The sequence below is a fragment of the Mesorhizobium sp. LNHC252B00 genome (genome assembly GCF_000502955.1).
Classification (GTDB): Bacteria; Pseudomonadota; Alphaproteobacteria; order Rhizobiales; family Rhizobiaceae; genus Mesorhizobium.
The window spans coordinates 80,999-106,242 of record NZ_AYWO01000010.1 but is presented as its reverse complement, the minus strand read 5'-3'; the positions used below and the strand labels follow the sequence as shown (position 1 = coordinate 106,242).

Sequence of the window (25,244 nt, the reverse complement as noted above, 5' to 3'; positions counted from 1 at the left end):
GCAGCAACAGCCGGAGAGGCCCAAATGATACGCCAATCCAGCTCGTTTTGTGCGACAAAATAAGACAGCACTACTGTCCTAAATTTTTATGACAGAAATCCCGGACGCATACAAGATCGATTCACAAAAAACTTGGGCCTCTTGCGACAGAAAATTACGTGAAGCCGGGGAGAAACGTAAGGTTCAGTCGCCAATCTCTCTTCTGTCGGCTGGCTGGCTTTACCGATTTTTCGGCGCCCGGCCCCCTTGCGATCAGCATGCGAAACCGGTCAACTTCAGGCTGACTTCCCCAAAACCCGATTTCCCTAGACATAGGCAGATGAATGTTCTTCGCTTCCGACAATTGGGCAGGCGCCCATCCCAATATCGTTGCTGGCCTGTCGGCCAATGCGGGGGGCTATTCCACCGCCTATGGCGACGGTGCACTCGACCAAGCCGTCTATCAGCGCTTCAATGAGATCTTCGAACGAGAGGTCGCGGTGTTCTTCGTCGCAACCGGCACTGCCGCCAACTCTCTGGCGCTGACCGCCTATAACAAGCCTGGCGGCATCTCCTTCGCCCACCGCGAATCGCATGTCATCGAGGACGAATGCGGCGCGCCGTCATATTTTTCCGGCGGTTCGCGCCTGCATGAGATCGACGGCGCGCTTGGCAAGGTCGACCCGCACAATCTGGAACGGACCATCGGCCGTTTTGCGCCCGAAATCGTCCATTGGGGACGGCCGATGGCTGTTTCGATCACCCAGTCGACCGAGGTCGGCACCGTCTACGGGCTGAATGAAATCGAGACGATCTCGGCGATCGCCAAACAACATTCGGTGCCCCTGCACATGGATGGCGCCCGCTTTGCCAACGCGCTGGTCGCGCTCGACACCACGCCTGCCGAAATGACTTGGAAACGCGGCGTCGACATCCTCTCCTTCGGCGGCACAAAGAACGGCTGCTGGTGCGCCGAGGCAATCGTGTTGTTCGATCTTGATCGCGCCAAGGAATTGGCCTTCCTGCGTAAACGCGCCGCCCAGCTGTTTTCGAAATCGCGCTTCGTCGCCGCGCAGTTCGAGGCCTATTTCAAGGACGGATTGTGGCTGGACACCGCCCGCCACGCCAACGCCATGGCCGCGCGCCTTGCTGCGGCGATCGAGGATTCGGCCACGGCCAAGCTGGCATGGTTGCCGCAGGCAAATGAGGTGTTCGCAGTGATCAAGAAAGCCGAGGCCGAAAGGCTGCAGGCAGCCGGCGCTGCCTTCTACGACTGGCACAGGCCACATGGCTTTGACGGCCACATCAGTGAGGACGAGCTGCTCTATCGCTTCGTCACCAGCTTCGCGACGACCGCGGAAGACGTCGACCGGTTTGGCCTCATGCTCGCCTGATAGGTTTCTCCCGAAAGAGCTCGGAGCCCGTTTCGAATTAGCCTGGGCCGTGATAGGCAGACATAATGGTTGGCAAGGGATCGGGTTTCGGGAGACCGCTACGCCGTGCGCTACACTGGACAGTGCGGCTACGGGCAGTGCTGGTCACGATATTTCTCGTTTCCAGCTTGCAAGGGGCTTGGTCCCAGAGCTGCTCCGTCACGGCCGTCAGCGGGTCGTACGGCGCTGTCGATATCCTAAGTGGTGCCGTCGACGACACGACTGCGACCTTCTCGATCAGCTGCTCGGGCGTGATCTTCTCGACCGTGCGCCTGTGCGTCGAACTTTCGCCCGGCCAGACCAACACGGCCGGCAATCGCCGGCTGGCGTCGGGCACCCAACGATTGGTGCATGAGCTCTACAGCGACGCGGCGCGAACGACGATCTGGGGATCCTGGGGCCTGGCCACGACGGCCTATGCCCTCCATCCCATCGGAACGACCTACGATCTCAACATGGGCTTCTCCGGTAGCGCCAATGCCACGCTGACGGTTTATGGCAGGGTGGCCGCGAACCAGACCACCGCCGGACCCGGATCATACATCTGGACCATGACCTCCGCGCCGGCGATTGGCTACGACTACGTGACGGCAACGGCGTGCCCGACAGGCAGCCGACAAGCCGTCTCAAGCGGCTCCACCTGGACCGCGACAATCAACGCGAACTGCAACGTCTCGGCCACCAACGTGAATTTTGGCTCCGTCGGGGTACTGGCGTCGAATGTCGATTCGACAGGTTCGGTCACCGTCCGCTGCACCAATTCGACGCCTTACTCTATCGGACTCAGTGCGGGAACGGGTTCCGGAGCTACAATCGCCGCCAGGAAGATGACGAGCGGCACCAAGCTCGTCAGCTATTCGCTTTACCGCGACAGCGGCATGGCTACGGTTTGGGGGAACACGATCGGCACCGACACCGCCAGCGGCACCGGCACCGGGTTGGACCAGCCCTACACCGTATATGCCGAGGCGCCCGCACAGACGACCCCCGCGCCAGGAACTTACACCGACACGGTCGTCGTCACCGTCACCTACTGACATCCGGCGACCGCCGGCATCAACGGCAGGAAATCTCGACGACCACTTGCGCGTTTGTCTTCGGCGTATAGTTGAACGCAGCACTGCACGTACCGCTGGCGGTTTCGGCCACGACAGTGTTCTTGCGCGCCAGCCCCTCGACATAGGCACGCCCGTCATAGCCGATGACGAAGTCCTGCTTGCCGTTGATCGTGCCGTGCGACCCCGCCATGAGCGGCTGTCCGTCCGGGCCTGACAGGACCAGGACTGCGGCGTCCACATTCGTGCGAATCCGGAAATCGGCCCGTACACCGGCCCGGTCGGCCGGCGCGATGACATCCTGCGTTGTGGATACATCGGCATCGATCGGCAGGTTGGTGGTATCGATGGCGATTCTGTTTTTCTGATAGGAGCGCAGGCCCGGCAGCAGCAGCCGGCCCTTGCCATCCGTAACCCCCACCGGTCGATTCTCGTACAACACGCCGACATCGGGCACGCCTGTTTCGACGACGGCGAAACTGTCGTCGATGCGGTCCGTCAGGAAGACGCCGGATCCCATCGTTGCGATTGCCCCATCGAACTGGGCTGTCGCCGTGGTGCCCGAGATTGAACGGCCGACGGCGGCATCGGCACGGCCATGGGAAGAGCGATAGGCAATCGCTGCGGAGCCCTCCGCGGATCCGCCCTGGCTAAGGCTTGTCCGCCAGCCAACGTTGCCCGGTTCCTCGCCGAGCGGCTTGCTCACGTCGGCAATCATGTCGAGCCCGTCCTTGCCGGCCGAGACAGCCGTCGATGCCATTGCATCGCCGCCGATCGGCATCGACAGTCCGGCGAAGAGACCGGCGCTCCTTCGCCCGCCAAGCTCAGCGAAGGCCGTGGCGTTGAGGTAGCCGAAAGGCAGCGTGCGCGAGTAGGACGCAGTGACGACCTTGGAGCTCTCGCCGCCGGCCGATGTCAGGTCGATGTAGCTTGCGCTGACGCTGCCGCTGTCGAAGGACAGTGGCGTTCCGACGGAAATGCTGTTCACCCTCTTGGGCGGCCTGGATCTGGCCACCGCGTCCGTCGCTTCCGGATCGAACGACGATAGATTGAAGAACGCGTGACTGGGCGCTTCGCTATCCTGAAGCCGGTCGGTCACCGAGGCGAGATCGTCATAGGAACCGAGCGTCATCTGCGAACTGGCATTGACGCTGAGGGTCCCGATCCTGATCTCGTAGGAGGCATAGGCCTGCAGGCCGTTGCCGGCCCGGCCATGACTGCCGGCCAGCGCGAACGAGGCGACGCCAAGCGAGCCGGTTCGCATCGCCATGCCTATTCCGCCATTGACCAGATCCTTGCCGGCCTCCGCATGGCTCTCCAGCGTCAACCAGTCGTAGATGCCTTTTCTCAGGCTTGCCGACACGACGGGCTGATTGACGGCGTAGGCATCCGACGTCGTCGCATACCCGAGCCTTGGCATGCCAGCCTCCAGCGAAAAGTCGAAGAGGCCCGGCCTCAGCAAACTGGGTGAGGCGTAGAACGGTACGCTCGTGCGCGTTTCATGGCCGGCGGCATCGCGCAGCACGACAAGTGCCTGCCCGCCGCCCGTGGTGACGGGAATGTCGGTGATCTGGAACGGACCCGTGTCGACTGGGTGTGAATAGGTTTTCAAGTCGTTGACGTAGACGTCGACCGTCGACGGCACCGCCGCGCTGCCGCTCACCGAGGCCAGCGGCTGCGTGATCAGGTCGGCGCGAAGCCCGAAATTGCGGCGCACCTGAAGCCCGCCGACGCGGATCGGCCTGGTCCAGGCGAAACCACCGGAGATGACATCGCCAGCCTGATACGTCACCAGCTTCGCCGGGTCGGAATAAGTATAGGCGGTGTCGAGCCTCAGCGCATCGGTCCGTCCGTTGTCCGTCAGCCGCATGATCGCCGACTGACTGAACGTGCCGACCGGCGAAAATGCCCTGGCGTCCAGGGTTGCGGACACGCCGCTGAAGGAGAAGCCGCTTGCGTCCGGCTCCTGTCGTGACGCCGCGAACAGATTGTAGTTGAGGACGCCGCCAAACCCCGCGTGAACGTCAGGCGATGCCTCGCGATCGGGCGCGGCGTCATAGGATATCGTCCCGCGCAGGCCGTTACCTACGGTCAGGAAAATACGCTGCTGCGCCGCCTCGTAGCGGTAAGTCAGGCCCTGGACACCGTCGAGCATGATGGTTGTGGCGGTGGATCGACCCTTGCCCAGATCCAGCCCCAATGCCTGCAGCTCATCAGGCGTGGCGCCGATATGCTGCCCGTCGGTAGAAATGAATGCCGCGATCTGATTGGTTGGAGCGTCGTTGATGAAGACTTCGAGTTGAAGCTGCTGGACCGCTCCGGCTGCCTGATTGGACTGCGTCAGTGCAGCGATCAGGATCGACATGGCCAGCAAGCAAGCCGGATTCACGGCGCGGCGACAACCGGCGCTGTGGCCTCGATGGCACCATCATTTCCCTGACCNCCCTGACCGGCGATCGAGATCGATCCCTTCGCGGCGAATTTGCGCCCGCCAGCAGGCGCCGTCCATCGCATGGTCGACTGACCGAGCGCATAGCCGACGAGCCCTCCCCCGAACGAGATCTTGTGTCCGCCCGCGTCGCGCAGCGAGAGTGCGGAGACACGCAGGCGTGTACTGCCTTTGTTGTGGGCCGACACGATCAGCCTGCCGTCCTGCTTCGATACGGTCCAGTCCACGGCCGGTGGCGTTCTTTCCGGCGAACTGAAGAAGACTGGGATCGAGTGGCGAACCAACAATCTAACCGTGCCGGTCTTGGCCCGGCTGGCGTCCGGTAGCTCGTCGACAAGGAGGCGATAAGCCTCTTCAGAGGCAATCGGCCGCTTGGCCACGCGCACGATGCGAACCACATAGTCGGCGCCCGGCTGAAGTGTAGCGCCCGGAGGAGAGGCGACCACATCTTGCGTGGGCAGCAGGCTCTCCTGGCCATCAGCTTGCGACCAGCGAAAAACACGAATCTGCACGTTGCTTGGCGTCTGCCCGTCATTGCGCAGCGTGATCGTCGACGCCGCGCCGGGAGCGACGACATCGACGAGAGCAGGCTGCACTTGAAGCGATTCCGCGTGCGCCTGCGCACCGCCGAACAACAATGCTCCCATCAAAGCCAAAGTCAGCCTTGCCAAATTCATTTGCACCCCCCGGGCGTCGACCGTCGATGCGGCAGACCTAGTAAGTGACCGTGACCGTCACCGTATCTGTGTAAAGGGCTGGCGCAGGTGTTGATTGCGCTGGCACGCGTCCATACACGGTAAAGCTTTGTGAAGATCCGGTACCCGTCGAAGAGACCGTATTGCTTCCTATTGTGTTTCCCCAGACGGTCGTTCTGCCGCTGTCGCTGTAAAGAGAATAGGTGACAGTGGCGGCGCCATTGGTCATCTTGCGCGCGGCAACCGTCGCGCCCGATCCAGTGCCGGCGTCCAAACCAATATTATAGGGGGTCGTGTTCGTGCATTGAACCTGAACCGTCGATGTCTGGTCGACATTGGCTGCAATGAGGCCCGATGAGCCGAAGTTCAGCGTCGATGCGCTGCCAATGGTGCAGGATGCGGTGATTGTCATCTGCACGGTCATGTTTAATGTCGTCGTCGTCGCGCGTGCCTCGGCGCCGAGAAGCGCCAGGATCGCCAGGCACGCTGCCGTTTTTCTTCGCCACATTCGTCGAGAGTCCTTTTTCGATGGTTCCGGAGAGAAGGTGAAACGGGCGTTGGAGCCTCCGGGGCCTGTGGACTGGCCGAGCTAAATATGTTCGAACTTGGTTAAAAAGGGATTACTTATTTAGATAACGCTAAAGTAACAATCGCGCTCGTTTCCCGCGAAATCCTTTGGTCGCCCCATCCGGCGAGCGCGATCACCCTCAAGTCAAAGACTGCGCAGTTCCGGCCTCTCGTCGAGCGAACTGATACAAAAAAAGGCGACGCCTTTCAGCGCCGCCTTTGCCTTGGGAGGCTGCAGGTTTAATTGGCGGTTTTGGCCTCGATCTGCTTGGCCTTGGCCGGAGCCGAGGTGATCGCGATCTTGCGGGGCTTCAGTTCCTCGGGAATGTTGCGCTTGAGATCGACGAAGAGCAGGCCGTTCTTCAGCGCGGCGCCGACGACTTCGACGTGATCGGCAAGCTGGAAGCGGCGCTCGAAAGCCCTCGAGGCGATACCGCGATAGAGCAGTTCGGACCCTTCGCCGGTGCCTTCGTCCTTGCGCTCACCCTTCACGGTCAACACATTCCGATGGGCTTCGATCGAGATTTCCTCGTCCGAGAAGCCGGCAACCGCCATCGAGATGCGATAGGAATCCTCGCCGGTACGCTCGATGTTATAGGGTGGATAGGTCTGCGCGCCATCCGGCTGCGCAAGCGAATCGAGCATGGTGAAGAGACGGTCGAAGCCGACGGTCGAACGATAAAGCGGGGAAAAATCAACGTGACGCATGGGGTGTTCTCCTGTTGAGCAACATGGTTTGCGTATGGCCGGTGCGAAACCCTTGAGCGGCATTTCTGCTGGACCAGCGACCCCAACATTGGCGGCCGCATCAGACATTTGGGGAGCAATCGAATGCATTTCAAGATTACATCCGGCGGCAAAAAACCGTGTGGCTGATGCCTTGATGAACGGCAGATGAACCGGCGCTTCGGCGCGCGTTCAGACAGCCGGCGCTAAAGTGCATTCCAGGATCAAGGACTGGCGGCGCCGACAGGCACCGCGACGAGGCCGACCGGGTGTCAACGTCCCTTCCTCCCGGATCGACAGGGGCCGGAAGCATGCTTTCAAGCGGCTTCCGGCCTTCCCCGTTACAGCCTCCGTTGCCGTGAATTGCTTTGCTTTTGGCGCATGGGCGTCTATCACCTTAGCAGAGCCGGCCGGCACAGGCAGGCATGCGAGACGCCAAGCACGAAGCGCCGAATGACGGATCTTTTCAACGACAACCGCCTTTTTCACGAAATTGAGGGCAATCCGCGGCCGGAAAACGCCTCTGCCGGCTTCTTCACCACGCGCGACGGCAAGAAGATCCGCTACGGCCTGTTCGGCGCGGTCGCCCGCCCGATCAAGGGCACCGTGGTCCTGCTGTCTGGCCGCAACGAGTGCATCGAGAAATATTTCGAAACCATCCGCGACCTCGCCGATCGCGGCTTTGGCGTCGCCACCCTCGACTGGCGCGGCCAGGGCGGTTCCGACCGGCTGATCCGCGATCGCCAGCGCGGCTATGTCAAGCGCTTCCGCGACTATACCGCGGACCTCGAACAGTTTTTCGAGGAGATCGTGCTGCCCGATTGCCGAGGGCCGTACTACATCCTGGCGCATTCGGCAGGGGCGTTGATCACGCTGCTTGCCGCACGGTCAATGATGAACCGCGTGCGGCGCATGGTGCTGATCGCGCCATTCCTGACGCTGCCCGACCTGCCGGTCTCGATATCGACGGTTCGCCGCGTCTGTTCGTTATTCTGCGCTGTCGGCCTCGGCCGGCTCTATGCCGCCTGGGGCCCGCGGCCGAAGGTGACGGCCCCGTTCGAGACCAACAAGCTGACGAGCGACCCGGTGCGCTATCGGCGCAACACGCGGATCTACGAAGAGTACCCGCAACTGGCACTTGGTGGACCCACGATCCGTTGGCTGCGGGCAGCCGCGAAAGCCTCTGAAGCCGTCAGCGACCCCGACTTCATGGCTCGGATCCAGATTCCACTGCTGATAATCGCAGCCGGCGCCGACCAGGTCGTCTCGACCAAGGCCGTGGAAGCCTACGCCAGGCGTCTGCGGCTCGGTTCGCTGCTGATGATCGACGGTTCCCGTCACGAAATCCTGCAGGAAGCCGACATCTACCGTGAGCAGTTGCTCGCCGCCTTCGATGCCTTCATTCCCGGCAGCGACGACCCGACTGCCTGAAGCGCCGATCACTGGTTCAGGTCGCGCTGAGGCAATTTCGAGAAAAGCGTGAAGCGGTCAGCCGCGTAAGGCGGCCATGGCCGCGGCATGGAGCTCCGGCGTCGCCGCTGCCAGCACATCGCCACCCTGTTCCGCCGGCCCGCCGTCGAATGTGGTGACGACGCCGCCTGCCTTCTCGATGATCGGGATCAGCGCGACGATGTCGTAAGGCTTCAAGCCGGGATCGGCGACGATGTCGACGCTTCCTGAGGCTATCATGGCAAAGGCGTAGCAATCGGCGCCGTAGCGAGCGAGTTGGATCTGCTTTTCGAACTGGTCGTAGCGATTGCGCGCCTCGCCTTTGAACAGTGCCGGCGTGGTTGTGAACAGCGTCGCCTCGGCCAGCTTCGTCGTCTTGCGGGTTGTCAGTTTTCGCGAGCCACCTGGACCCTCATAGTGAGAACCCGAGGCGTTGGCGTAGAACAGTTCACCGGTGAAGGGTTGAGACATCATGCCGGCAACGGCGTCTCCGTCGACGGTGAACCCGACCAGCGTCCCCCATACCGGCAGGCCGGAAATGAAGGCGCGCGTGCCATCGATCGGGTCGATCACCCAGACATGCCGGCTCGAAATGTTCTCGCTGCCGTGCTCCTCGCCGAGAATGCCATGGTCGGGATATTGCGCCGATATCAGCGTCCGGATAGCGCGCTCGGCCTCGCGATCGGCCTCGGTGACCGGGTCGAAACTGCCCATTTCCTTGTTGGCGACAGCGCCTTGGCTGCGAAAGCGCGGCAAGGTCTCCGCCGCCGCCGCCTGCGCTATGCGGCGCATGAAATCGATGCTGATGTCCAACTGATTCTCCCGCATTGCGGCATGCCCGAGCCGTGCTCTGCCGACAATTTTGTCCCAAAACAAGGGTGTTCGATGATTTTTCCGCGACGACATCTGTTGCCCGGATGTCACACAAGCATCTTCGAAACGCAATTTCCACATCACAGTGAATTAAAAAAGCCTGAAGGTCGCTTGACATTTGTGCAGCGCACAATACCCTTGTTCTCGGACAGCTTATCCTGTCCATGCCCTCCTTGGGCGTTTCCTCCCTAGACTTCGACCGTATCGTGCAAACGATGCGGTCTTTTTTTACGCCGGGATTTCCAAGGCATGTCGCCCAAAAGCGTGCCCACGGGCCTGACCCGAGGTGCGCAGCGGTTTTGGGCCAACGACATGCACCAACAAGGCGAACTTCACTCCGCAGCCAGCGGCAGGTCGACGAAATGATGGTCGGGCATCGACATCAGGTCAGCTGAAAATCGCGTCAAATCGTCGGCCAGAGCGTCAAAGCCGGCGACCTTCTCAAATGTCCGCTCGTTCATGTAGAGCCCGCGATTGACCTCGATCTGCAGCGCATGCAGATGGCGCGCCGGGCGACCGTAGTGCTCGGTGATGAAGCCGCCAGCATAGGGTTTGTTGTGAGCGACCGCATAGCCCATGGCGGTGAGCAGGCCGATCGCGGCCTCGGTCAAGGCCGTGGTGGCCGAGATGCCGAAACGATCGCCGATGATGAAGTCGGGCCGCAAGCCGTTGTCGCCGACACGAATGCTCGCCGGCATCGAATGACAATCGATCAGCACGGCAAAGCCGAAACGCGCATGGGTCCTGGTCAAAAGCCGCTTCAGCGTCTCATGATAAGGCTTGTAGACGGCCTCGATGCGGGCGACCGCCTCGGCCAGAGGCAAGCGGCCGGGATAGATGTCGAGCCCCTCGCCGACCAGTTTCGGCACCGTGCCAAGTCCGCCGGCCACCCGCGCCGAGCGGATGTTGCAGAAGGACGGCACCGGCTCGGCGAACATGCGCGGATCGAGTTCCCAAGGCTCGCGGTTGACGTCGAGATAGGCGCGCGGAAAATTCGCCGCCAGCATCGGTGCGCCGAGCGCGACGGCGCCGCCGAACAACTCATCGACGTAACAGTCCTCCGACCGGCGGATGGCGTTGCGATCCAGTCTTGCCATGGCCAGGAAGCGTTCGGGATAGTAGCGGCCGCTATGCGGTGAGTTGAAGAGGAAGGGGACGCGCTGCTCGGCGCCCGACCGGATTTCGAAGGGCGGAAAGACCGAAAAATCCTCGGCTGCCGTCTTCAATTTGAACGAACCCGAAAACACCAGTGCATCATGATGCGAAAGTGCCACCTTGCTGGCCGCGTGTCCAGCATTTCAGGGGTCGAGCCGCCGGGCAAATATGGATCATCGCCGTCCGCGTTCACTTGATGTTTACCCTCACCTCCTCATATACAGGATGGTTAACGGGCTTGCCCAACGGCAATCTCGGGCGGGTGATTCGGACGGGACATCATGGCACGCATTCTTCTGGCGGAAGACGACGACGATATGCGTCGGTTCCTCGTCAAGGCGCTGGAGCGCGCCGGTTACCAGGTCAGCGATTTCGACAATGGCGCCAGCGCCTATGAGCGGCTGCGCGAGGAGCCGTTTTCGCTGCTGTTGACCGACATCGTCATGCCGGAGATGGACGGCATCGAGCTGGCACGCCGCGCCACCGAGATCGATCCTGATTTGAAGGTCATGTTCATCACCGGTTTCGCCGCCGTTGCGCTGAACCCGGATTCCAAGGCGCCGAAAGACGCCAAGGTCTTGTCGAAGCCATTCCATCTGCGCGATCTCGTCAACGAGGTCGAGAAGATGCTTCAGGCGGCCTGAGCCGCTTTCCAAGCGAGGCGCCGCACCTCTTCGCCACTGCGGCGAGACGACGCCTTCTTTCCTTTTTCCTGCTATTGACGCGCTGGATCAAAAATGGTGTATGCGCGGCTTCGGATGGGCGTGTAGCTCAGCGGGAGAGCACTGCATTGACATTGCAGGGGTCACAGGTTCAATCCCTGTCACGCCCACCATCCAATCCAGACATTGGCGAGCTTGAGCGCAATGCGCCCGTCCCGGCACTGACCAGAGCGGGCCTGCGTGAGATACCTGCGTTAGAAGCCAGGACATTGGTTCCGTGAGGGACCCTCCGGCTCAGACGCCCGCGACGGCGCAGAGGCTCCTCATTCTGGCAACCGCTAGGTCTGGATCGGCCAGCAATCCGACTTGGTCGGCAAGGCGGAACACATCGGCATAGTGACGGATGCCGCGCGCCGACTGCATGCCGCCGACCATAGCAAAATGGTCCTGATGGCCGTTCAGCCAGGCCATGAAGACGATGCCGGCCTTGTAATATTCGGTAGGCGCCTCGAAGATTTTTCGCGCTAGCGGCACGGTCGGCGCCATCAATGCGTCATAGCCGGCGCGATTCCCCTCCGCCAGTTTCGCCAATGCGGCATTGGCGACCGGCGCGATGGCGTCGAAAATGCCGAGCAGCGCATGCGAATGCCTTTGCTCGTCGCCGGCGATCAGTTCGGGGTAGTTGAAGTCGTCACCGGTGAACATCACGACGCCGTCCGGCAGGCGGTTTCTGAGCGCGACCTCCTTGCCGGCATCGAGCAGCGAGATTTTTATCCCGTCCACCTTGCCGGCGTGGCGGTCGATGATGGCGACGACGGTGTCGAGCGCGGCCTCGAAATCGCTGCTGCCCCAATAGCCCTTGAGCGCCGGATCGAACATGTCGCCCAGCCAATGCAGGATGACCTTGCCGGAGGCCTGGCCGAGGATGCGGTCGTAAACATGCACATAGTCAGCCGGGCCCTTGGCTGTCGCCGCGAGCGCCCGGCTGGCCATCATGATCGCCTTGCCGCCCAGCCCTTCGATAAAACCGAGCTGCTCCTCATAAGCGGTGATGACATCGTCGAGCGTTCTGGCAGCGGCCGGCGCCAGATGGTCGGTGCCAGCGCCCGAGGCCAGGTCGGCGCCATCGACGGTACGCGCCTCGGCGATCGAGCGGCGGATCAATTCCTGCGCGTTTGTCCAGTCGAAACCCATGCCACGCTGCGACGTGTCCATCGCCTCGGCGATGCGAAAGCCTAGCCGCCACAGGTGGTGCCGGAACGCCATCGTCCTGTCCCAGTCGACCACCGGCCTAGACCACGGATCGGNGTCATCGCAAGCGGATCGGCAACGACGTGTGCGGCGGCATAGGCGATGCGCGTAAACCGCGCGCCGATCACCGGCTGCACCGGCTGGCCGGCAAGCGCGTAGCGGGCACTGCGGCCATCCTCGCCAGGCAAGGAAATGTCCATCGATCTCTCCCTTTCCCGCGCCTATAAATGGAACGTTCCAATAAATCAAGAACCTTTAGGATTCAGAGTTCATTCACAGGCAAATGCTGCATTGCAACAGATAAAAGCCTTATACAATATGACATTGGAGTACGTACGATCGATCGTTCCCGACCGGGAAAAGATCTGGGGTTGACTCAAGATCCAACCGATGATTAGAACGTTCCAATAAAACGCGATCATAAAGTTGGGAGGATGCATCTGAATGGCCAGCCGGGCCAAGGCGACGATATTCGACATCGCCCGTGAAGCAGGCGTGTCCAAATCGACGGTATCGCTCGTGCTCCAGGGTAGCGGGCTGATCCGGCCTGAGACAGCAAGCAAAGTTCGCAAGGCGATCGACGATGTCGGTTACGTTTACAACCGCGGCGCCGCCAACCTGCGCAAGGCTCACTCCAACGTCATCGGCATGGTCATCAACGATCTCACCAATCCTTTCTTCGCAGAACTGGCGGTCGGCATGGAACGCGTCTTCCAGTCGGCCGGGATCGTGCCATTCATCGCCAACACGGCTGAAAATCCGGTGCGCCAGGAGGAAGTGCTGAAATCGCTGATGGAGCAAGGTGTCGCCGGTCTCATCGTGTCGCCGGCCCGCGGCACGACGCCGGGCGCCTTTCGGCGGATCGAAACGGCGGGCCTGCCTGTGGTCTTCGCCATGCGCCGGCTGCCGGAAAGCCGCATCCCCGTGATCGCGCCGGACAATCATCGCGGCGCCTATCTCGCCACCGCTAGATCGGAAGAGCACACGTCTGAACTCNGACCGCTCTCGCGATGGCTGAACCGCCGACCGCGGCACTCTGCTTTAATGACGCCGTCGCCTTTGGCGCGATGCTGGCGCTGCGCAAGCGTGGGCTTGAGCCGGGCGCTGATTTCGCCATCGTCGGCTTCGACGACGTGGCCGAGGCCGAGCATCATATGCCGGCCCTGACCAGCGTCGCGGTGGACTCGGCGGGCCTGGGCGAACGTGCCGCGCATGTCATGCTGAAAATGATCCAGTCGCGCACCACGCGGGCCGAGGACCATATCGGCGCGGTCAATCTCGTGGTCAGGGAAAGCTGCGGCCCGGATCGCCGCACCCGAAACAGGCCCGCGGGTTCGGGGGGCGCGGCATGAGCGTCAAATGGGGCTTGATCGGTGCCAGCACGATCGCCAGACAGTTCATGATCAACGCCATCCGCGCGCAAGGCGATGGCGAGATCGCGGCGGTGATGAGTGCCAGCCCCGAGCGCGCGATGGCCTATGCCGGGGAAAACAACATTCCGCTTGCCGTTTCGACGCTCGATGGCCTCCTCGGCGCCGATATCGACGCCGTCTACATCTCGACCACCAATGAATTGCACCTCGAGCAGGCGCTCGCCGCCGTCAGGGCGGGAAAGCACGTGCTGTGCGAAAAGCCGCTGGCGCTAAGCAGCAGCGACGCCCGCAAGATGGTTGCCGCCGCCAAGGCCGCCGGCGTCGTGCTCGGCACCAACCATCATCTACGCAACGCCGGCGCGCACCGCACCATGCGCGAGGCGATCGCCGCCGGCCGCATCGGCAAGCCGATTGCCGCGCGCGTCTTCCATTCCGTCTATCTGCCTGAGAATCTGCAGGGCTGGCGCATCACCAAAGCCGAAGCGGGCGGCGGCGTGGTGCTCGACATCACCGTGCATGATGCCGACACGCTGCGCTTCGTGCTCGGCGACGATCCGGTCGAGGTTTCCTGCTTCACGCAGTCGGCCGGCATGGCCGGCAGCGGGCTGGAGGATGGCGCCATGTGCATCTGGCGCTTCAAATCGGGCGTCATTGCGCAGTCGCATGAAGGCTTCACCACCAAATTCGCCGGCACCGGCTTCGAGGTGCACGGTTCGGAAGGGTCGCTGATCGCCAGCAACGTGATGACTCAGAAGCCGATCGGCTCGGTGCTGCTGCGCACGGCAGCAGGCGAAGAGGAATTGAGCTTCGACCGCGAGGATCTTTATGCGCGCTCCGTGCGCCAGTTCCACACCGCGATCCGTGGCGAGGGCCAGCCTGCCGCAACCGGAGAGGACGGCATCTGGTCGCTGACCGCTGCCGAAGCAGCGCTGCAATCGGCAAGTTCCGGCAAGGCCGTCAAGATCGACCCGAAACTCGGGAGCATGAATTGAATAAGGTCGTTTCCGCATCTGAAGCCGCAAGCCTGATCAAGGACGGCATGGTCGTGTCGGTGTCCTCGTCAAGCGGCCTCGGCTGCCCGGACGCCGTGCTGGCCGCCATCGGCGAGCGCTTCGATGGGGAAGGCCATCCGAAGAACATCACCACGCTGCATCCGATCGCCGCGGGCGACATGTATGGCGTCAGGGGTATCGACCATCTGGCCAAGCCCGGCCTGCTGAAGCGGACTTTGTGCGGTTCCTACCCGTCCGGCCCCTCCTCTTCCGAACCGCCGCAGATCTGGAAGATGATCGGCGACAATTCGGTCGCCGCCTACAACGTGCCGTCCGGCATCCTGTTCGACATGCACCGCGAGGCTGCCGCCAAGCGGCCGGGCGTGCTGACCAAGGTCGGTCTCGACACCTTCGCCGATCCCCGCCACCAAGGCTGCGCCATGAACGCCGCCGCCAGCGAGCCGATCGTTTCCGTGCAGCAGTTCGACGGCGAGGAATGGCTCTATTTCCGCTCCATCGTGCCGGATGTCTCGATCATCCGCGCCACCACGGCGGACGAGCGCGGCAACCTCACCTACGAGCATGAGGGCGCCTATCTCGGCGGGCTGGAGCAGGCGCTTGCTGCCCGCAACAATGGCGGCATCGTCATCGCGCAGGTCAAGCGCGTCGTCGAGAACGGCACGCTGAAGCCGCATGACGTACGCGTGCCCGGCGTGCTGGTCGACCATATCGTCGTCGCGCCCGACCAGTTGCAGACGACGCTGACGCCTTACGATCCGGCAATCTCGGGCGAGATCTTCCGGCCGCTGTCGAGTTTCCGCAACGCGGAGATGAATATCCAGAAGGTGATCGCGCGCCGCGTCGCCATGGAATTGCGCGACGGCATGGCCGTCAACATCGGCTTCGGCATTTCGGCCAATGTGCCGCGCATCCTTCTCGAGGAAGGCCAGCACGGCAAGGTCACCTGGGTCATCGAACAGGGCGCGGTCGGCGGCGTGCCGCTGCTCGACTTCAAGTTCGGCTGCTCGTCGAATGCCGACGCCTTCATGCCCTCGCCGCACCAGTTCATCTATTTCCAGGCCGGCGGCTTCGATGCGTCACTGCTGTCCTTCCTGCAGATCGACCGTCATGGCTCGGTCAACGTCTCGAAGCTTTCGGCGCGGCCGCATGTGACAGCCGGCGCAGGCGGCTTTGTCGACATCACCGCACGGGCGAAGAAGATTGTCTTCTCCGGCTTTTTCAACGCTGGCGCCAAGCTCTCATTGGCCGATGGCGGCATCCGCATCGACCAGGAGGGCAAGATCAAGAAGGTCGTCGCAGAGGTCGAGCACATCTCGTTTTCGGGCAAGCGGGCGGTCGCGCAGGGGCAGGACATCACCTATGTCACCGAGCGCTGCGTGATGAAGCTGACGCCGGAAGGTCTGGTCGTCACCGAACTCGCCCCGGGCATCGATCTGCAGCGCGATGTGCTGGCGCAGGCAGAGATCCCGCTCGGCGTCGCCAAGGACCTCAAGACGACACCAGAGGCGCTCTACCTGGACCAGCCGATAGGCCTGTCGCTGAATGGCGGCGCCTCGCTCGGAGGCGCGCATGGCTGAACGTCTCGTTACCTTCGAGCAGCATGGCGCCATCGGCACCGTCACGCTGCGCCGGCCGGAAAAATTCAACGCGCTCGACATCCCGATGCTGCGGGCGCTGGAGACGGCGCTCGACGCGGCCGAGTTGGCGGAAGGCGTGCGCGTCGTGCTGCTTTCAGGCGAGGGCAAGGGCTTTTGCGCCGGCGGCGATGTCGAGGCCTGGGCGCAGATGAGCGCGGCCGATTTCCAGGTGCAATGGGTGCGCTACGGCCACCGGGTGTTCGACCGGCTGGCGCAGCTGCGGCAGCCGACCATCGCCGTCCTGTCCGGCCATGCGCTGGGCGGCGGCCTGGAACTGGCTGTGGCCTGTGATTTCCGCGTTGCGGAAACACAGGTGAAATTGGGCTTCCCGGAAACCTCGATCGGCGTGGTCCCCGGCTGGTCCGGCACGCAGCGCGCGGTGCGCCGTTTTGGTGCACAGACGGTGCGTCGCATGGCGCTGGGCGGCGAGATCTTGCTCGCGCCCGAAGCGCTGGCCCTGGGTGTGGTCGACCGGGTGGTCGAGACCGGCAAGGCTCACGACGAAGCCAGGACCTGGGCCGAAAAGATCGCCGAGCGCGGGCCGCTGGCGACAGAGGCCGCCAAGTTGATGATCGCTGTCGCCGAAGGCGAGGAAAGCGCCGCCGCCACCGAAGCGCTGGCCAGCGGCTTCATCGCGATGTCCGGCGATCTCAAGGCCGGTGTCGGCGCTTTCAAGGCCAAGCACAAACCGACCTTTTCGAGATCCTAGAGGAACCACATGAACGCACCTCTCAAGATTTCCATGCCGGTCGAGGCGTCCGCGGCGCCAAAGGCGTACAAGCTGCTGATCGACGGCAAGCATGTCGATGCCCGCGACGGCCGCACGATTGCGCGCCAGAGCCCCGGCCACGGCTTCACCGTCTCGCACTATGCGCAGGCCGGCGAGGCCGAAGTGGAAGCCGCTGTGCAGGCTGCGCACAAAGCTTTCGAAACGGGCCCATGGCCGCGCATGAAGGCTGCTGAACGTGCCGCGATCCTGCTCAAGGCGGCCGACTTGATCGAGGCGCGGCTCGAAGACATCGCCCGGCTCGACGCGCTGGAATCCGGCAAGCCGATTGCTCAGGCGCGCGGCGAGATCGGCGGCGCCGTCGACATCTGGCGCTACGCCGCCTCGCTCGCCCGCACGCTGCATGGCGAATCCTACGCCAATCTCGGCGATACGATGCTGGGTGTCGTGTTGCGCGAGCCGATCGGCGTCGTCTCGATCATCACGCCCTGGAATTTCCCCTTCCTGATCGTCAGCCAGAAACTGCCCTTCGCGCTCGCCGCCGGCTGTACGGCGGTGGTCAAGCCGAGCGAAATGACCTCGGCTTCCACCTTCGTGCTCGGCGACATCCTGATGCAGGCCGGCCTTCCTGCCGGCGTCGTCAACATCCTCGCAGGACTCGGCGCCGATGTCGGCGCCCCGATGGTCAGCCATCCGCTGGTCGAGATGGTGTCGTTCACCGGTTCGACCCGCGTCGGCAGGATGACGATGGCCTCGGCCGCGCAGTCGCTGAAGAAAGTCTCGATGGAACTCGGTGGCAAGAACGGCCAGATCGTTTTCCCCGACGCCGACCTCAAGGCGGCCGCCGACGCGGCGGTGTTCGGCGGCTTCTTCAATGCCGGCGAATGCTGCAATGCCGGCAGCCGGCTGATCGTGCACGAGGCGATCGCCGACGATTTTCTCGACGCCGTCAAGGCGCTCACCGCTAGGGTGACGGTCGGCGATCCGCTCGATGACAAGACCAAGGTCGGCGCGATGATTTCATCCGACCATTTGGCCAAGGTCGCCGGTTACGTGGCAGCAGCCGCGGCCGAAGGCAGCAGCGTCTACAGCGGCGGCAATCAGCTGGCCTCCAATGCCGGCCAATACCTCGATCCCACCATCATCCGCGGCGTCACCGAGGATATGGCCATTGCTCGCGAGGAAGTGTTCGGCCCGGTGCTCTCGGTGCTGACTTTTGGATCGATTGAAAAGGCGTTGCACATCGCCAACGACACGCCCTATGGTTTGTCGGCGGGCGTGTGGAGCGCCAGCATCGACACTTGCATGTCGATAGCGCGTGGGGTGCGTTCGGGGACCGTCTGGGTGAACACATTCATGGAAGGTTATCCCGAGCTGCCTTTCGGAGGCTACAAGCAGTCCGGTCTCGGACGCGAACTCGGCAAACGCGCCGTCGAGGACTATACCGAGGAAAAGACAATCCAGTTTCATCGCGGCCAACGCACCGGATGGTGGGTCGGCTGAGTTGAGAAGAACCCGGTGGGCCTCCACCGGTCGTGTAATGAAACAAGGGAGGAAGTACATGTTGCGCAAACTGCTTATCGGAACGGCTCTCGCATCGGGTCTGGCTTTCGCGGCCCATGCCGCGGACGTCAAGGAAGTCCAGATGCTGCATTGGTGGACGTCGGGCGGCGAAGCGGCTGCTCTCAACGTCCTAAAGGGCGACCTGGCCAAGGAAGGCTATGCCTGGAAAGACGTGCCGGTGGCCGGTGGTGGCGGCGACGCTGCCATGACCGCGCTGAAGGCGATGGTCGCGGCCGGCAATTACCCGACTGCCTCGCAGATGCTCGGCTACACCGTGCTCGATTATGCGGCGGCCGGCGTCATGGGCGATCTGACCGAGACGGCGAAGAAGGAAGGCTGGGACAAGTCCGTTCCGGCAGCCCTGCAGAAGTTCTCGGTCTACGAAGGCAAATGGGTCGCGGCTCCGGTCAATGTCCACTCGGTCAACTGGCTGTGGATCAACAAGGCCGTCATGGACAAGATCGGCGGCACCGAGCCGAAGACCTTCGACGACTTCGTTGCCCTGCTTGACAAGGCCAAAGCAGCAGGCGTGATCCCGCTCGCTCTCGGCGGCCAGAACTGGCAGGAAGCCACCATGTTCGACTCGGTCGTGCTGTCGACCGGCGGACCTGAGTTCTACAAGAAGGCCTTCAACGATCTCGACGACGCTTCGCTCAAGTCCGACACGATGAAGAAGTCGTTCGACAACCTCGCCAAGCTCGTCACCTATGTCGACCCGAACTTCTCGGGCCGCGACTGGAACCTTGCCACCGCCATGGTCATCAAGGGCGATGCCCTCGTGCAGGTCATGGGCGACTGGGCCAAGGGTGAGTTCCACGCCGCCAACAAGACCCCGGGCACGGACTTCCTGTGCTACCGCTTCCCGGGCACCGACGGCTCGGTGATCTACAACTCCGACATGTTCGGCATGTTCAACGTTCCGGACGACCGCAAGGCCGCCCAGATCGCATTGGCCACCGCTACCCTGTCGAAGAGCTTCCAGTCGGCCTTCAACGTCGTCAAGGGTTCGGTTCCGGCTCGTACCGACGTTCCGGACACCGACTTCGACGCTTGCGGCAAGAAGGGCATCGCCGACCTGAAGGCTGCCAACGAAGGCGGCACGCTGTTCGGTTCGCTGGCCCAGGGCTATGGCGCGCCTCCAGCGGTCGCCAATGCCTATAAGGATGTCGTCTCCAAGTTCGTCCATGGTCAGATCAAGACCTCGGACGAGGCCGTGACCGAACTGGTCAAGGCCATCGACGACGCCAAGTAAGCGCCACACAAGAAAAGGCCTTCCCTGCTCCGGTGGGGAAGGCTCCGATCCGCGAAGCCGGTTGGTCGCGCGTCGACGGGAGGAGCCTCATGAGCACGGTAGCGACAAGCCAGATCAAGCTGACGCCGGAGCACGCACGCCCGCGCGCCTCGGTGCGCTCGCGCCTGCAGGACGCCTTGCCCAAGATCGTGCTGGCACCGAGCTTCGCCATCACCATCGTCTTCGTCTACGGCTTCATCCTGTGGACGATCTATCTGTCCTTCACCAATTCCAAGACCTTCCCGTCCTATGCCATCACCGGCTCGCGCGCTTATCAGCGGCTGTGGGGCTGGACCTTCGACACCGACCCGCCATCGAGCTGGTACACGTCGATCACCAACATGGGCATTTTCGGTTTTCTCTACATCTTCATCTGCCTGGCGCTCGGCCTGTTCCTGGCCATCCTGCTCGACCAGAAGATCCGCGGCGAAGGCGTGCTGCGGCCGATTTATCTCTACCCGATGGCGCTGTCCTTCATCGTCACCGGGGTTGCCTGGAAATGGTTCCTCGATCCCGGCCTCGGCCTCGAGCAGACCTTGCATCAATGGGGTTGGACGAGCTTCCATTTCGACTGGATCAAGAACAAGGATTTCGTCATCTACACGGTGGTCATCGCCGGTGTCTGGCAGGCCTCGGGCTTCATCATGGCGATGTTCCTGGCCGGTCTGCGCGGCATCGACGGCGAGATCATGAAGGCGGCGCAGATCGATGGCGCCACCACCTTCCAGCTCTATCGCCGCATCGTCATCCCGCTGCTGCGGCCGATCTTCCTGTCGGCCTTCATCGTGCTCGCGCACCTCGCCATCAAGTCCTACGATCTGGTGGTGGCGCTGACCAGCGGCGGCCCCGGCGGCTCGGCCTGGCTGCCGTCCAACTTCATGTATGAGTACACCTTCAAGCGCAACGAGATGGCCGTCGGCTCGGCCAGCGCCGTGATCATGCTGATGACCATCATCGCCATCATCGTGCCCTATCTCTATTCGGAACTCAGGGAGAAGCCGCGATGAGCGCCGTCACCACTCCCGCCCGTCAGGCCTCAGGCGGCGTCAACGTCAAGCTCATCAACCGCGTCGTCATCTACGGGCTCTTGGCGCTGTTTGCGCTGTTCTACCTGATGCCGCTGTTCGTCATGCTGGTGACCTCGTTCAAGACCATGGAAGAGATCCAGAACGGCAACATGCTGGCGCTGCCGCAAGCGCCGACCTTCGACCCATGGATAAAGGCGTGGAGCGAAGTTTGCTCGGGCCTGACCTGCGTCGGAATGAAGGGCTATTTCTGGAACTCGATCAAGATGGTGGTTCCGGCAGTCATCATCTCGACCCTGCTCGGCGCGCTCAACGGCTATGTGCTGACAAAATGGCGCTTTCGCGGGGCGACGCTGGTGTTCGGGCTGATGCTGTTTGCCTGCTTCATCCCGTTCCAGTCGGTGCTGTTGCCGATGGCGACCATCCTTGGCAGCATCGGCCGTTTCGGCGTGACTTTGCAGAATGCGACCGGAACGAGCTTCGGCCTCGGTAATTCGACAGTCAACCTTGTCTTCGTCCACGTCGTCTACGGCATCGGCTTCACCACGCTGTTCTTCCGCAACTACTACGAGACGTTCCCAACCGAACTGGTCAAGGCGGCGCAGGTCGACGGGGCAAGCTTCTTCCAGATCTTCCGGCGCATCATGCTGCCCAACTCACTGCCGATCATCGTGGTGACGGTGATCTACCAGTTCACCAACATCTGGAACGACTTCCTGTTCGCCTCCGCCTATGCCGGCTCCGGCGACGTAATGCCGATGACGGTGGCGCTCAACAACGTCGTCAACACCTCGACAGGCGTCGTCGAATACAACGTCAACATGGCGGCCGCGATGATCGCCGCGCTGCCCACCCTTCTCGTCTATGTGCTCGCCGGCCGCTATTTCGTGCGCGGTCTGATGGCTGGCGCCGTCAAAGGATAATCTGATGGCTTTTCTGGAAATTGATGGTCTGCGAAAGCGCTTCGGCCAGGTCGAAATCCTCAAGGGGATAGATGTCGAGCTCGAGAAAGGCGGCTTTCTGGTGCTGGTCGGCCCGTCCGGCTGCGGCAAGTCCACGCTGCTCAACACCATCGCCGGGCTGGAGACGATCACCTCGGGCGAAATCCGCGTCGATGGCCGCCAGATCAACGATCTGCATCCCTCCAAGCGCGACATCGCCATGGTGTTCCAGAGCTACGCGCTCTACCCGAACATGACGGTGGCCGGAAACATCTCGTTTGGCATGGAGATGCGCGGCGTGCCGACGGCGGAGCGCCAGAAGGCGATCGACAAGGTAGCCAAGGTGCTGCAGATCGGTCACCTGCTGCAGCGCAAGCCGAGCCAGCTTTCCGGCGGCCAACGCCAGCGCGTCGCCATGGGCCGGGCCCTGGTGCGTGACCCCAAACTGTTCCTGTTCGATGAACCCTTGTCCAACCTCGACGCCAAGCTTCGCGTCGACATGCGCATCGAGATCAAGCGCCTGCACGCCACCACCGGCACCACCATCGTCTACGTCACCCACGACCAGATCGAGGCGATGACGCTGGCGACCAAGATCGCTGTCATGCGCGACGGCGAGGTACAGCAGTTCGGCACCCCGGCCGAAATCTACAACAACCCGACCAATCTCTTCGTCGCCGATTTCATGGGGTCGCCGGCAATGAACCTGATCCCGGCGACGATCGGCACCAACGGCAACGCGCTGTCCGTCGTGCTCCAGCGCGAGGCGCGCGCGCCGATCAATCTGCCGATGGCCAATGCACCGGCCGGCCTGTCGGCATTCCAGGGCAAGCCGATCATCTTCGGCGTCCGCCCTGAAGCGCTGACCGATCCGGAAGGCGCCGAACGCAACGCCTCGAACATCGCCACGGCCGACTGCCATATCGAGGTCGTCGAACCGGCCGGCTCCGATACCTTCGCCGTCACCAATCTCGGAGGCAAGGGCGTGGTGGCGCGGCTGCGTGCCGACGCCAACATCCAGCCGGGCACCAACACGCCGCTCGCCTTCAACCTGACAAAGGCAGTGTTCTTCGATCCGGCGACCGAGAGCCGCATTCGCTGACGGCCATGACAAATCCGGACATCGTCATCATCGGCTCCGGCATAGGCGGCGCAACGATCGCCTCAGGCCTTGCCGGCAGCGGCGCCTCGATCCTGATGCTGGAGCGCGGTGTGCCGTTGCCGGCGACGCCGCATGCGCGTGACACGCGTTCGATCTTCGTCGACGGCCACTACCGGCCGAAGGAGATGTGGCGTGAGGCCGGAGGAGCTGCCTTCAATCCCGGCAACTACTACTATGTCGGCGGCAATTCGAAATTCTATGGCGCAGTGCTGATCCGCTACCGCAAGGAAGACTTTGCCGCGATGGAGCATTTCGGCGGCGTTTCGCCGGCCTGGCCGTTTTCCTACGAGGAGTTCGAGCCCTGGTATTCGACAGCCGAACAGCTGTTTCGCGTGCGCGGTGCGCTGGGTGAAGACCCGACAGAGCCTTTCCACTCGATCCCGTATGCCTACAAGCCAGTGCCCGACGAGGCACCGATCGCCCGCGCCCGCGCCGAACTCAAGAGCCTCGGCCTGCATCCGGCCTCGCTGCCGCTCGGCGTCGACATCGACAGCTGGCTGAAGGATGGCAGGACCGGTTGGGACGCGTTTCCCAATACCGGTCAGGGCAAGATCGACGCGGAGACCGGACCGCTGACTGCAGCACTCAAGGACAGCAACATCCGGCTCGAGACCAGCTGCTATGTCGAGTACCTAGAAGCGTCACCCGACGGCAAAAGCATCGCCGCCGTCCACTATCGCCAGAATGGCGAGGCGAAGAAGGTCACGCCGAAGCTGGTCATCCTCTCCGCCGGCGCGGTCAATTCCGCCGTCATCCTGCTGCGCTCGCCCTCGCCAGACGGCAAAGGCCTCGCCAACCGCTCCGACCAGGTCGGCCGCAATTTCATGAATCACAATTCGAGCGCCATGCTGGCGATCGACCCGCGCCGCCGCAACGATGCCGTCTACCAGAAAACGCTGATGCTGAACGACTATTATCTGTCCGACGGCAAGGGCGGCAAGCCACTCGGCAATGTCCAGCTTCTCGGCAAGATCGACGGCAACATGCTGAAGGCCAATATAAGGTTCGCGCCGAAATTCGCGCTCGACTTCATGGCCGGTCATGCGGTCGACTGGTACCTGATGTGCGAAGACCTGCCCGATCCCGAAAGCCGCATCATGGTCGACGGCAACGACATCGTCATGCAGTGGCGGCGTTCCAACATTCAGTCACTCGATGGATTGACCAAGGTGATGCGCGAAAACTTCCGCGCTTGCGGCTATCCAATTGTTCTGTCGCGGCCTTTCGACAAGCGCACCCCCTCGCACCAGTGCGGTACGGTGAAGATGGGCGACGATCCGGCGACCGCACCGCTCGACCCCTTCTGCCGGTCGTTCGACCACAGGAACCTGTTCGTCGTCGATGCCAGCTTCCTGCCCAACTCGGCTGCCGTGAACCCGGCCCTGTCGATCGCGGCTCAAGCGCTGCGGGTGGCTGATCATATCCGCAAGATGGAGTTGACCGCATGACCCGCCCGGCGGCCATCGTCACCGGCGGCGCGCGCGGCATCGGCCTTGCCTGCGCCGGGGCGCTCGCCGATGCCGGCTTCGATATTCTGGTCGCCGATCTTGCCGAACAAGCGCCAGATGGTCTTGCTACTGATATCGCCGGGCGTGGCGCAAAGTTCGCCTACTCCCCTTGCGACATCGCCTATCTCGCCAGCCACACCACGCTTGTCGATGCCGCGACGCGCGCCTTCGGCCGCATCGACTGCCTGGTCAACAATGCCGGCGTCGGCGCTGCCGTGCGCGGTGACCTGCTCGACCTCAAACCGGAAAATTTCGACCGCACGCTGAACATCAATCTGCGCGGCACTGTCTTCCTCAGCCAGGCCGTCGCCAAGGCGATGCTGGCCGCACGTAGCGATCATCCGAAATCGATCATCACCATTACCTCGGTCAGTGCCGAAATGGCATCGCCCGAGCGGCCCGATTACTGCATCTCGAAGGCCGGGCTTTCGATGTGGGTAAAGAACCTGGCGCTGCGGCTGGCGCCCGAAAACATCGGCGTCTTCGAGGTGCGGCCCGGCATCATCCGCACCGACATGACATCCAACGTCGCCGCCAAATACGATGCGCTGATCGACGGAGGGCTGGTGCCCGCCAAACGCTGGGGCGAAGCCTCAGACATCGGTGCGGTGGTGGCGACGCTCGCCGGCGGCAAGCTCGGCTTTTCGACCGGCTCGATCATCAATGTCGACGGCGCGCTCTCCGTGCCGCGACTGTAAGTGGACAGTGTC

General features: G+C 62.6%; 20 protein-coding genes, 1 tRNA gene and 1 pseudogene. 15 read left to right on the top strand and 7 right to left on the bottom strand.

Annotation, left to right across the window (positions count from 1 at the left end):
• Positions 1–323 precede the first annotated feature (323 nt).
• The gene (locus tag X744_RS154770) at positions 324–1,373 is read left to right on the top strand and encodes a low specificity L-threonine aldolase (protein ID WP_023759731.1); all 1,050 of its coding nucleotides are present in this window, start codon (positions 324–326) and stop codon (positions 1,371–1,373) included.
• A 137-nt stretch (positions 1,374–1,510) separates the two neighbouring features.
• On the top strand, positions 1,511–2,449 hold the full coding sequence (locus tag X744_RS154775; protein ID WP_050589535.1) for a spore coat protein U domain-containing protein: 939 nt from the start codon (positions 1,511–1,513) through the stop codon (positions 2,447–2,449).
• 19 nt (positions 2,450–2,468) lie between these two features.
• Here X744_RS154775 and X744_RS154780 read toward each other — a convergent pair whose 3' ends face one another.
• The 4 genes from X744_RS154780 to X744_RS154795 all read right to left on the bottom strand — a co-directional run bounded on the left by X744_RS154780 (position 2,469) and on the right by X744_RS154795 (position 6,886).
• Positions 2,469–4,832 (bottom strand): fimbria/pilus outer membrane usher protein, encoded by a 2,364-nt coding sequence (locus X744_RS154780; protein WP_156938557.1) that lies wholly within the window; start codon positions 4,830–4,832, stop codon positions 2,469–2,471.
• Between the two features lie 20 nt (positions 4,833–4,852).
• Positions 4,853–5,593, bottom strand: a complete 741-nt coding sequence (locus X744_RS154785) for a molecular chaperone (RefSeq protein WP_023759728.1) — start codon at positions 5,591–5,593, stop codon at positions 4,853–4,855.
• Positions 5,594–5,630: 37 nt separating this feature from the next.
• On the bottom strand, positions 5,631–6,119 hold the full coding sequence (locus X744_RS1000000172075; protein WP_084025440.1) for a spore coat U domain-containing protein: 489 nt from the start codon (positions 6,117–6,119) through the stop codon (positions 5,631–5,633).
• Positions 6,120–6,418: 299 nt separating this feature from the next.
• On the bottom strand, positions 6,419–6,886 hold the full coding sequence (locus X744_RS154795; RefSeq protein WP_023759726.1) for an Hsp20 family protein: 468 nt from the start codon (positions 6,884–6,886) through the stop codon (positions 6,419–6,421).
• A 471-nt stretch (positions 6,887–7,357) separates the two neighbouring features.
• Here X744_RS154795 and X744_RS154800 point away from each other — a divergent pair, with 471 nt between their 5' ends.
• On the top strand, positions 7,358–8,335 hold the full coding sequence (locus X744_RS154800; RefSeq protein WP_023759725.1) for an alpha/beta hydrolase: 978 nt from the start codon (positions 7,358–7,360) through the stop codon (positions 8,333–8,335).
• Between the two features lie 57 nt (positions 8,336–8,392).
• On the opposite strand, the gene hisN is transcribed toward X744_RS154800, so the two are convergent.
• Together hisN and X744_RS154810 are read right to left on the bottom strand one after the other, a co-directional pair.
• Entirely contained in the window at positions 8,393–9,166 is a 774-nt protein-coding gene (hisN, locus tag X744_RS154805; RefSeq protein WP_023759724.1) for a histidinol-phosphatase, read from the bottom strand.
• A 392-nt stretch (positions 9,167–9,558) separates the two neighbouring features.
• Positions 9,559–10,500 carry an N-formylglutamate amidohydrolase gene (locus X744_RS154810; RefSeq protein WP_023759723.1) on the bottom strand — a complete coding sequence of 314 codons (942 nt, stop codon included), beginning with the start codon at positions 10,498–10,500 and terminating at the stop codon, positions 9,559–9,561.
• Between the two features lie 162 nt (positions 10,501–10,662).
• Between X744_RS154810 and X744_RS154815 the strand changes: the two genes are divergently transcribed.
• Together X744_RS154815 and X744_RS154820 are read left to right on the top strand one after the other, a co-directional pair.
• Positions 10,663–11,025 (top strand): response regulator, encoded by a 363-nt coding sequence (locus X744_RS154815; RefSeq protein ID WP_006199474.1) that lies wholly within the window; start codon positions 10,663–10,665, stop codon positions 11,023–11,025.
• A gap of 116 nt (positions 11,026–11,141) precedes the next feature.
• A tRNA-Val gene (locus tag X744_RS154820) sits at positions 11,142–11,216 on the top strand.
• 121 nt (positions 11,217–11,337) lie between these two features.
• On the opposite strand, the pseudogene X744_RS01000000169750 reads toward X744_RS154820, so the two are convergent.
• A pseudogene (locus X744_RS01000000169750) lies at positions 11,338–12,494 on the bottom strand (dihydrodipicolinate synthase family protein).
• Between the two features lie 1,148 nt (positions 12,495–13,642).
• Here X744_RS01000000169750 and X744_RS154825 point away from each other — a divergent pair.
• The 10 genes from X744_RS154825 (at position 13,643) to X744_RS154870 (ending at position 25,232) form a co-directional block, all read left to right on the top strand.
• Complete coding sequence (locus tag X744_RS154825; protein WP_023759722.1) at positions 13,643–14,659, top strand: Gfo/Idh/MocA family oxidoreductase; 1,017 nt, start codon at positions 13,643–13,645, stop codon at positions 14,657–14,659.
• On the top strand, positions 14,656–16,257 hold the full coding sequence (locus X744_RS154830; RefSeq protein ID WP_023759721.1) for an acyl CoA:acetate/3-ketoacid CoA transferase: 1,602 nt from the start codon (positions 14,656–14,658) through the stop codon (positions 16,255–16,257). Before X744_RS154825 ends, X744_RS154830 begins: the two co-directional genes overlap by 4 nt.
• Positions 16,250–17,026, top strand: coding sequence for an enoyl-CoA hydratase/isomerase family protein (locus X744_RS154835; RefSeq protein ID WP_023759720.1), 777 nt, complete (start codon positions 16,250–16,252; stop codon positions 17,024–17,026). The genes X744_RS154830 and X744_RS154835 overlap by 8 nt, the downstream gene beginning before the upstream one ends.
• Positions 17,027–17,035: 9 nt before the next feature.
• Entirely contained in the window at positions 17,036–18,547 is a 1,512-nt protein-coding gene (locus X744_RS154840) for an aldehyde dehydrogenase family protein (protein WP_023759719.1), read from the top strand.
• A 58-nt stretch (positions 18,548–18,605) separates the two neighbouring features.
• Positions 18,606–19,859, top strand: a complete 1,254-nt coding sequence (locus X744_RS154845) for an ABC transporter substrate-binding protein (protein WP_031260305.1) — start codon at positions 18,606–18,608, stop codon at positions 19,857–19,859.
• Between the two features lie 89 nt (positions 19,860–19,948).
• The gene (locus X744_RS154850) at positions 19,949–20,905 is read left to right on the top strand and encodes a sugar ABC transporter permease (protein WP_023759717.1); all 957 of its coding nucleotides are present in this window, start codon (positions 19,949–19,951) and stop codon (positions 20,903–20,905) included.
• Positions 20,902–21,846: a carbohydrate ABC transporter permease gene (locus X744_RS154855; protein ID WP_023759716.1), complete on the top strand. Its 945-nt coding sequence runs from the start codon at positions 20,902–20,904 to the stop codon at positions 21,844–21,846. Before X744_RS154850 ends, X744_RS154855 begins: the two co-directional genes overlap by 4 nt.
• A gap of 4 nt (positions 21,847–21,850) precedes the next feature.
• The gene (locus X744_RS154860; RefSeq protein WP_023759715.1) at positions 21,851–22,966 is read left to right on the top strand and encodes an ABC transporter ATP-binding protein; all 1,116 of its coding nucleotides are present in this window, start codon (positions 21,851–21,853) and stop codon (positions 22,964–22,966) included.
• A 5-nt stretch (positions 22,967–22,971) separates the two neighbouring features.
• Positions 22,972–24,474 (top strand): GMC family oxidoreductase, encoded by a 1,503-nt coding sequence (locus X744_RS154865; RefSeq protein WP_023759714.1) that lies wholly within the window; start codon positions 22,972–22,974, stop codon positions 24,472–24,474.
• Positions 24,471–25,232 carry a 3-ketoacyl-ACP reductase gene (locus X744_RS154870; protein ID WP_023759713.1) on the top strand — a complete coding sequence of 254 codons (762 nt, stop codon included), beginning with the start codon at positions 24,471–24,473 and terminating at the stop codon, positions 25,230–25,232. Before X744_RS154865 ends, X744_RS154870 begins: the two co-directional genes overlap by 4 nt.
• Positions 25,233–25,244 lie beyond the last annotated feature (12 nt).

What these genes read in the sequence shown, in the direction of transcription:
- X744_RS154870 (WP_023759713.1), top strand. Translation starts at nt 24,471, where the DNA reads ATGACCCGCCCGGCGGCCATCGTCACCGGCGGCGCGCGCGGCATCGGC.
- X744_RS1000000172075 (WP_084025440.1), bottom strand. Translation starts at nt 6,119, where the DNA reads ATGTGGCGAAGAAAAACGGCAGCGTGCCTGGCGATCCTGGCGCTTCTC.
- X744_RS154795 (WP_023759726.1), bottom strand. Translation starts at nt 6,886, where the DNA reads ATGCGTCACGTTGATTTTTCCCCGCTTTATCGTTCGACCGTCGGCTTC.
- X744_RS154835 (WP_023759720.1), top strand. Translation starts at nt 16,250, where the DNA reads ATGGCTGAACGTCTCGTTACCTTCGAGCAGCATGGCGCCATCGGCACC.
- X744_RS154770 (WP_023759731.1), top strand. Translation starts at nt 324, where the DNA reads ATGTTCTTCGCTTCCGACAATTGGGCAGGCGCCCATCCCAATATCGTT.
- X744_RS154865 (WP_023759714.1), top strand. Translation starts at nt 22,972, where the DNA reads ATGACAAATCCGGACATCGTCATCATCGGCTCCGGCATAGGCGGCGCA.
- X744_RS154815 (WP_006199474.1), top strand. Translation starts at nt 10,663, where the DNA reads ATGGCACGCATTCTTCTGGCGGAAGACGACGACGATATGCGTCGGTTC.
- X744_RS154825 (WP_023759722.1), top strand. Translation starts at nt 13,643, where the DNA reads ATGAGCGTCAAATGGGGCTTGATCGGTGCCAGCACGATCGCCAGACAG.
- X744_RS154855 (WP_023759716.1), top strand. Translation starts at nt 20,902, where the DNA reads ATGAGCGCCGTCACCACTCCCGCCCGTCAGGCCTCAGGCGGCGTCAAC.
- X744_RS154800 (WP_023759725.1), top strand. Translation starts at nt 7,358, where the DNA reads ATGACGGATCTTTTCAACGACAACCGCCTTTTTCACGAAATTGAGGGC.
- X744_RS154850 (WP_023759717.1), top strand. Translation starts at nt 19,949, where the DNA reads ATGAGCACGGTAGCGACAAGCCAGATCAAGCTGACGCCGGAGCACGCA.
- X744_RS154860 (WP_023759715.1), top strand. Translation starts at nt 21,851, where the DNA reads ATGGCTTTTCTGGAAATTGATGGTCTGCGAAAGCGCTTCGGCCAGGTC.
- X744_RS154840 (WP_023759719.1), top strand. Translation starts at nt 17,036, where the DNA reads ATGAACGCACCTCTCAAGATTTCCATGCCGGTCGAGGCGTCCGCGGCG.
- X744_RS154780 (WP_156938557.1), bottom strand. Translation starts at nt 4,832, where the DNA reads ATGTCGATCCTGATCGCTGCACTGACGCAGTCCAATCAGGCAGCCGGA.
- X744_RS154845 (WP_031260305.1), top strand. Translation starts at nt 18,606, where the DNA reads ATGTTGCGCAAACTGCTTATCGGAACGGCTCTCGCATCGGGTCTGGCT.